Below are 6,818 nucleotides of genomic sequence, written 5' to 3'. Positions count from 1 at the left end.
GCCAGCTGCACGCTGTTGAGCTTGCCGTTGTGGTCCAGACCGAACCAGGAACCGATCTGCAGCTCCACCGCCCAGGCGCGCATGGCCTCGTTGGGCTGGCTGCCCCCGTGGCGGATCACCTCGATGTTGCTGGCGTCCACGCCGGTGATCATCTCGATGCTCTCGTTGTCCAGGTCGAGGTCGCCCACACCGCTGTCAGGCAGGTAGTCTTCCAGGTGCGCCAGGCGGTCCGAGAGCTTGTCCAGGCTTTCCTGCGGGATGGCTTCGGTGCGCGACATGAAGGCATCGGCCAGCGTGTCGCTGACGGACTTGATGTGTGTGTCCTGCAGGCCGGGCGGGTAGCCCAGCAGGCCCATGCCCTGGCGCAGCCGCTGCAGCAGGCCGGGCAGCTGCTGGATCACGCGAGCGCGGTCGTTGCGGTTGGGTTTGGCACTGGCGGCCCACAGCAGGTCAGACGCCACACGCTTGAGCGAGGCGGTTTCCTCGTGCTTGAGGCCGTACTTGACGCTGGCCACGGCCAGCACCTCGACCCAGACCTTGAACAGGAACTCCCGGACCTCGTCGCGCACCGGCACATCGTCGAGCAGCTTGCGCAGCTCGATCGTGTACTGCACCGACAGCGTCTCTTTTTGCTCCACCTGCTGCGCCACCGACACGAAGCGGCTGGCGCTGCCCTGTTCGCTCAGGTAGGTGGAGAGGAATTTCTGAAACTCGTCGAACACCAGCTGGAACACGCGGCGCCCGGTCTCGGGGTACTGCTCGATGACTTGCACCACGCGCTTGATCTCGGCCTCCAGCGCAGCCGAGCTGACGTTGGATTCGAAGCCCATCACGCAGGAGCCCATGCGGTCGATCAGGCGTCGCGCCGGGTGCTGCAGGGCACTGAAAAACTCGGGTTCGGCCAGGGCCACGCGCAGCACCGGGATCTGCAAGCGGGCGAACCAGACCCGGATGCTCGGCGGGATGCGCTCTTCGGCCAGGATGCTCTGGAACATCAGGGCCACGACCTCGATGATGGCTTTTTCGGTCGGGGTCGACGCCGCCTGCTTGAGCTCGGCCGTGCGCTGCCGCAGCGCCACCGCGGCCCGCTCGACGTGCGCGGAATCCATCACCACCGGACCACTGCCGGAACCGGTGGGCATGGGAACGTCGTGCACCACCGAAGGCGCCACGTGCTGGATCGCCTGCCGCAGGCGCGGCGAGGTTTCCAGGATCTGCGTCGCTTCAAAGTCGCCGCCCACGCGGTCGATCAACATGCGCTTGAGCCGGCCCACCACACCCTGGGCGCGCATGCGCGCGCGCGCCAGCGGTGACGAACTGGTCATCAGACGCGTTTCGTCGTGCACCCCCATGACCGACGAAGCCGTACCGCCACGGCTGCCCGATGGCGACGCGGCACCGGTGCGCCCCCCGCTGGAAGCTCCGCCGGGCTCGCCGGATGCCGCAGACGCGCCCCCCACCTGACCGCCGCCCTGGTCCAGGCCGGACAACTGGCTGTCCGTTTCTTTGGCGCCGCGCGGCCCGCCACTGGAACGGCTGCCAGGCACCCGCTTGACCAGCGCGTTGAGGTCGATCTCCTTCATCACGCCGCTGGAGACCAGGAATTCGTTGGCGGCCTTGTAGGCCTCCAGCATCTTCTGGGACAGCACCGGCGCCAGGGCGTCCTGCACCAGCTGCCAACCTTCGCGGCTCATCTGCACGTCCAGCCACTGGTCCACCAGGATGCGTGCCGTGACGTCGGGCTGCAGCACATCACCGCGGGGCAGTTCCTGGCGCTTTTCCAGGTGCTGGATGCGCAGGCGCAATTCGTTGAGTTCGGTGGACGACAGATCCAGCACCCGCATGGCCAGCCGTGAGGCCATGATCTGGTCGTCGATGGCCCCTTCGGCCAGCAACTCCAGGCGACCTGGGGCGCTCAGCGGACTGCTGCCACCCGACGGGCTGAAGCGCGGCAGCAGGGTGCGTTGCAGCGCCTTGCGGCTGTTGTTGAGCCAGGCGGTCTGGTTCTTGGTGAACGCCATCCAGGCGTCGCGCCGCTCCTGCATCTCGCGGGCCGGCCCGGGCTGGTCCAGCACGGCGTTCAGGCGGGTGTCACAGGCCTTGACCAACTCGGGAAGCGCACGCCCCACGTGAACCACAAAGAGTTCGCGCGCCTGTTTGGCCAAGGAGGAAACGTGCTGATCGGGAGAGGCCACAATAAATTCAGTATGACACGAAAGGACTCAGTTCCTGGGAGCGACAACGTGACCAAACCCGGCCTTTTCGGCCGATCGCCGTCACACCACCGCGCCTGAGTTCGGGTCCGCCGGATCCACCTCTGCGGCCTTTGCGCCGCCGCCCTTGATCAGGTCTTCGCGCTTGATGCCCAGCCACATGGCAATGGCCGCAGCCACGAACACCGACGAGTAGATGCCGAACAGGATGCCGATGGTCAGGGCCATGGCGAAGTAGTGCAGCGTCGGACCCCCGAACAGCAGCATCGACAGCACCATGATCTGGGTCGAACCGTGCGTGATGATGGTACGGCTGATGGTGGATGTGATGGCGTGGTCGATGATCTGGACCGTGGTCTTCTTGCGCTGGCGGCGGAATGTTTCACGGATGCGGTCAAAAATCACCACAGATTCGTTGACCGAGTAACCCAGCACCGCCAGCACCGCCGCCAGCACCGCCAGCGAGAACTCCCACTGGAAGAAGGCGAAGAAGCCCAGGATGATGACCACGTCGTGCAGGTTGGCGATGATGGCCGAGACGGCGTACTTCCACTCGAAACGGATCGCGAGGTAGATCATGATGCCCACGATCACCAGGCCCAGGGCTTTGAGACCGTCCTGCACCAGTTCCTGACCCACCTGCGGGCCCACAAACTCGGTGCGTCGCAATTGCACGGCCGGGTTCTGCGCCTTGAGGGCGGACATCATGGTCTCGGCCTGCTGACCGGAGCTCTTGCCTGCCTGCGCAGGCAGGCGCAACAGCACATCTTTGGCAGTGCCGAAGTTCTGCACCGGCACCTCGGCGTAGCCGAGGCTTTCGACGACCTTGCGCACCGCCTCCAGGTCGGCCGGCTGTTCGTAAGCCACCTCCATGACGGTGCCGCCGGTGAATTCGACCGACAAGGCAAGGCCACGCGTGACCAGGAAGAAAACGGCTGCGATGAACGTGATGGCCGAGACCGCGTTGAGCACGATCGCGTGCTTCATGAACGGGATGTCGCGGCGGATGCGGAAGAGTTCCATGGTGATGTCCTGTGCGTTCAGTCGGCTTGGGTGACGGCGGTGCCAGCTTCGGGGCGCCACACCGTGCCGATGGACACGCTCTTGAGCTTTTTCTGGCGGCCGTACCAGAGGTTGACCAGGCCGCGCGAGAACACCACCGACGAAAACATGCTGGTCAGGATGCCGATGCAGTGCACCACGGCAAAACCGCGCACCGGACCGGACCCGAAGGCCAGCAGCGCCACACCGGCGATCAGGGTGGTGATGTTGGAGTCCAGGATGGTGCCCCAGGCGTGTTCGTAGCCGGCGTTGATGGCCGACTGCGGCGAAGCGCCGTTGCGCAGTTCTTCGCGCACGCGCTCGTTGATCAGCACGTTGGAATCGATGGCCATGCCCAGTGCCAGCGCCATGGCGGCGATGCCGGGCAGCGTCAGTGTGGCCTGCAGCATGGACAGCACGGCCACCAGCAGGATCAGGTTCAGGCCCAGGGCCAGGCTGGAGAACACGCCAAACAGCATGTAGTAGATGCACATGAACAGCACGATCACGGCGAAGCCCCAGATCACGCTGTTGAAGCCCTTGGCGATGTTCTCGGCGCCCAGGCTGGGGCCGATGGTGCGCTCTTCGATGATCTCCATGGGCGCGGCCAGCGAACCGGCGCGCAGCAGCAGGGCGGTGTCGTTGGCTTCCACCGAACTCATGGCGCCCGAGATCTGCACCCGGCCGCCACCGATCTCGCCGCGGATCACCGGCGCGGTCACGACCTCGCCCTTGCCCTTCTCGAACAGGATGATGGCCATGCGCTTGCCGACGTTCTCACGCGTGACGTCGCGGAAGATGCGCGCGCCCTTGGCGTCCAGCGTCAGGTGCACAGCGGGCTGGTGCGTGTCGTCGAATCCCGCCTGGGCGTCGGTGAGGTTTTCGCCAGTCAGCAGCACCTCGCGCTTGACGATGACGGCACGGCCATCGCGCTCCAGGTAGCGCTCGGAGCCGAAGGGCACGGCGGTGGTGCCGCGCTCGGCTGCCTGGCCTTCGGTGCTTTCGTCCACCAGACGCAGCTCCAGCGTGGCGGTGCGGCCCAGGATGTCCTTGGCCTTGGCGGTGTCCTGCACGCCCGGCAGCTGCACCACGATGCGGTCGGTGCCCTGTTGCTGGATCACCGGTTCGGCCACGCCCAACTCGTTGATGCGGTTGTGCAGCGTGGTGATGTTCTGCTTGATGGCCTGTTCCTGCACGCGGCGCGCGGCCTCGGGCTTGAGGCTGGCCACCACCTTGTACTCGGTGCCCTCGGGCGTTTCGACAGCCTGCAGATCGGCGAACTGGTCGGCGATCACACCCTTGATGGCTTCCATGGTCTGCGCATCGCGCGCGCGCAACTCCACCGTCTGGCCGTTGCGGCTGATGCCGCCGTGGCGCACGTTCTTGTCGCGCAGCGCCGAACGCAGGTCGCTGGCCAGGCCATCGGCGCGCTGCTGCAGCGCGGCCTTCATGTCGACCTGCAGCATGAAGTGCACGCCACCACGCAGGTCCAGGCCCAGGTACATCGGCGAAGCCCCCAGGCGCGCCAGCCAGGTCGGTGTGCGCGGCACCAGGTTCAGCGCCACCACATAGGCCGGGTTGGCCGGATCGGGGTTGAGCGCCTTTTCCAGCGCATCGCGCGCCTTGAGTTGCTGGTCGGTGGTCTCGAAACGCGCCTTGACCGACGTGCCCTCGAACGCCACCAGCGTGGGCGGCACGCCCTGCGCGCTCAGCGCCTGCTCGACCACCGACAGGGTGCCAGTGTCGACCTTGACCGTCGCCCGACCGGCCGACACCTGCACCGCCGGCGCCTCGCCGAACAGGTTGGGCAGGGCGTACAGCAGCCCGGTCAGCGTCACCACCAGGATGACAAGGTACTTCCAGAGGGGGTAACGGTTCATGGGAAGGTCTGTGCGCGAAGGGTCTTGGTCGAGAGGTGCGGCGGAACTGGCTCTGCCAGGCCGCACGCGCCGCCCCCTTGAGGGGGGAACGGGCCCATTCGGGCCCGTGCGGGGGTGTTACTTCAGGGTGCCCTTGGGCAGCACCTGCACCACGGCCGAGCGTTGCATCTGGACCTCCACGCCGCTGGCGAGTTCCACGCCGACGTAGGCTTCGCCGATTTTGGAGATCTTGCCCAGGAAACCGCCGGCGGTGACCACCTCGTCGCCCTTGGCCAGGGCCTCCACCATGGCCTTGTGCTCCTTGGCCTTCTTCATCTGCGGGCGGATCATCACGAAGTACAGCACCACAAACATCAGCACCAGGGGCAGCATGCTCATCAGCGTGTCCTGGGTGGTCGCGGTACCGGCGGCGGCTTGGGCGTAGGCAGAAGAAATGAACACGGAAGGCTCTCCAACAACTTGAGGTCAAAAAAACACCGATCGCCCGGGTGGCCTGGCACAGGTCACCCGGGCGATCCGGGATCAACCGGTCATTGTATGCCGCGCCCCCTGCTGCCCAGGGGGTTCGACACAAGCCCTCAGGCGGCGCGGGCCGTGGCGCCGGCGGGCTGGCGCCACTGGGCCATGAGCCCGTCCCAGCGCTGGCGGGCGGCGGCCAGGTGGCGCAGTTTCACGTGGCCATAGCCCTTGATCTGCTCCGGCAGGCGGGCAATGTCCACGGCCAGGGTGTGGTTACCGGCGTGCAGGCCCTTGAGCAGTTCCTCGATGCAGGCGCGGTACTCGGCGATCAGGGCGCGTTCGGTGCGGCGCTCCTCGGTGCGACCGAACACGTCCAGTGCCGTGCCGCGCAGGCCCTTGAGTTTCGCCAGCAGCCGGAAGCCGGTGAACATCAGCGGACCGTACTTCTGCTTGACCAGCTCGCCCTTGGCGTTGGTCTTGGCGGTCAGCGGCGGCGCCAGGTGCACGTGCAGCTTGAAGTCGCCCTCGAACTGCGCGGCCAGCTTGGCGTGGAAGGCCGGATCGCTGTGCAGGCGGGCCACCTCGTACTCGTCTTTGTAGGCCATCAGCTTGAACAGGTAACGCGCCACGGCCTCGGTCAGCGCGGTCTTGCCCAGCTTCGCCTCGGCGTCCTGCACGCGGCGCACGAACACCTCGTACTCGCCCGCGTAGGCGGCGTTCTGGTAGGCGGTCAGGAACTCGACCCGGCGCGCCACCAGGCTGTCCACCGTTTCGCGCCTGACGAAGCGGACCACGTTTTCGCCCACCGGGTTGAGCAGCGCGGCATTGGCCTTGGGGTCGTGCGCGGGGCGGCGCCCCCAATCGAAGGCCTGCTTGTTTTTCTCCACCTGCACCGCGTTCAGCTCGATGGCGCGCATCAGCGCCGTCAGGCCCAGCGGCACCCAGCCACGCTGCCAGGCGTAGCCCAGCATCATCGGGTTGGTGTAGATGCTGTCGCCCATCAGCTTCGTGGCGGCGGCTTCGGCGTCGAAGGTGCCGACCGCCTCGGCGCCCAGGCTGGCGGTCAGCGCATCCACGCAGGCTTGGGCCGGGTTCTGCCAGTCCGGATTTTTCACGAAGGCGGCGGTGGGCGACGCGCCCGAGTTCAGCGCCACGTGGCTGCGGCCCGCGCGCAGGCGCTGCCAGCTTTCCTTGTGCGCCGCCACGATCGGGTCGCAGCCGATGA

The 6,818-nt window shown here is 66.6% G+C and carries 5 protein-coding genes; all 5 read right to left on the bottom strand.

The window, feature by feature from the left end; translation table 11 throughout:
- Positions 1–2,165, bottom strand: a 2,165-nt coding sequence (locus ACR2JA_RS17350; RefSeq protein ID WP_434010322.1) for a DUF1631 family protein, incomplete at its 3' end; no start/stop codon positions are given.
- Between the two features lie 111 nt (positions 2,166–2,276).
- On the bottom strand, positions 2,277–3,236 hold the full coding sequence (secF, locus tag ACR2JA_RS17345) for a protein translocase subunit SecF (RefSeq protein WP_434010321.1): 960 nt from the start codon (positions 3,234–3,236) through the stop codon (positions 2,277–2,279).
- Positions 3,237–3,253: 17 nt separating this feature from the next.
- Positions 3,254–5,134, bottom strand: coding sequence for a protein translocase subunit SecD (gene secD, locus ACR2JA_RS17340; RefSeq protein ID WP_434010320.1), 1,881 nt, complete (start codon positions 5,132–5,134; stop codon positions 3,254–3,256).
- 117 nt (positions 5,135–5,251) lie between these two features.
- Positions 5,252–5,575, bottom strand: coding sequence for a preprotein translocase subunit YajC (gene yajC / locus ACR2JA_RS17335; protein ID WP_434010319.1), 324 nt, complete (start codon positions 5,573–5,575; stop codon positions 5,252–5,254).
- A 137-nt stretch (positions 5,576–5,712) separates the two neighbouring features.
- Positions 5,713–6,818 (bottom strand): DUF6537 domain-containing protein (locus tag ACR2JA_RS17330; protein ID WP_434010318.1); only part of this gene is annotated, 1,106 nt, incomplete at its 5' end.

This window comes from Hydrogenophaga sp., assembly GCF_051007235.1.
Classification (GTDB): domain Bacteria; phylum Pseudomonadota; class Gammaproteobacteria; order Burkholderiales; family Burkholderiaceae_C; genus Hydrogenophaga.
Note: the sequence above shows the minus strand (reverse complement) of the source record. Positions and strands in the feature narration are given on the sequence as shown.

Bases quoted from the DNA above. Each gene is read 5' to 3' on its own strand.
- secD (WP_434010320.1), bottom strand. From the start codon at position 5,134: ATGAACCGTTACCCCCTCTGGAAGTACCTTGTCATCCTGGTGGTGACG.
- secF (WP_434010321.1), bottom strand. From the start codon at position 3,236: ATGGAACTCTTCCGCATCCGCCGCGACATCCCGTTCATGAAGCACGCG.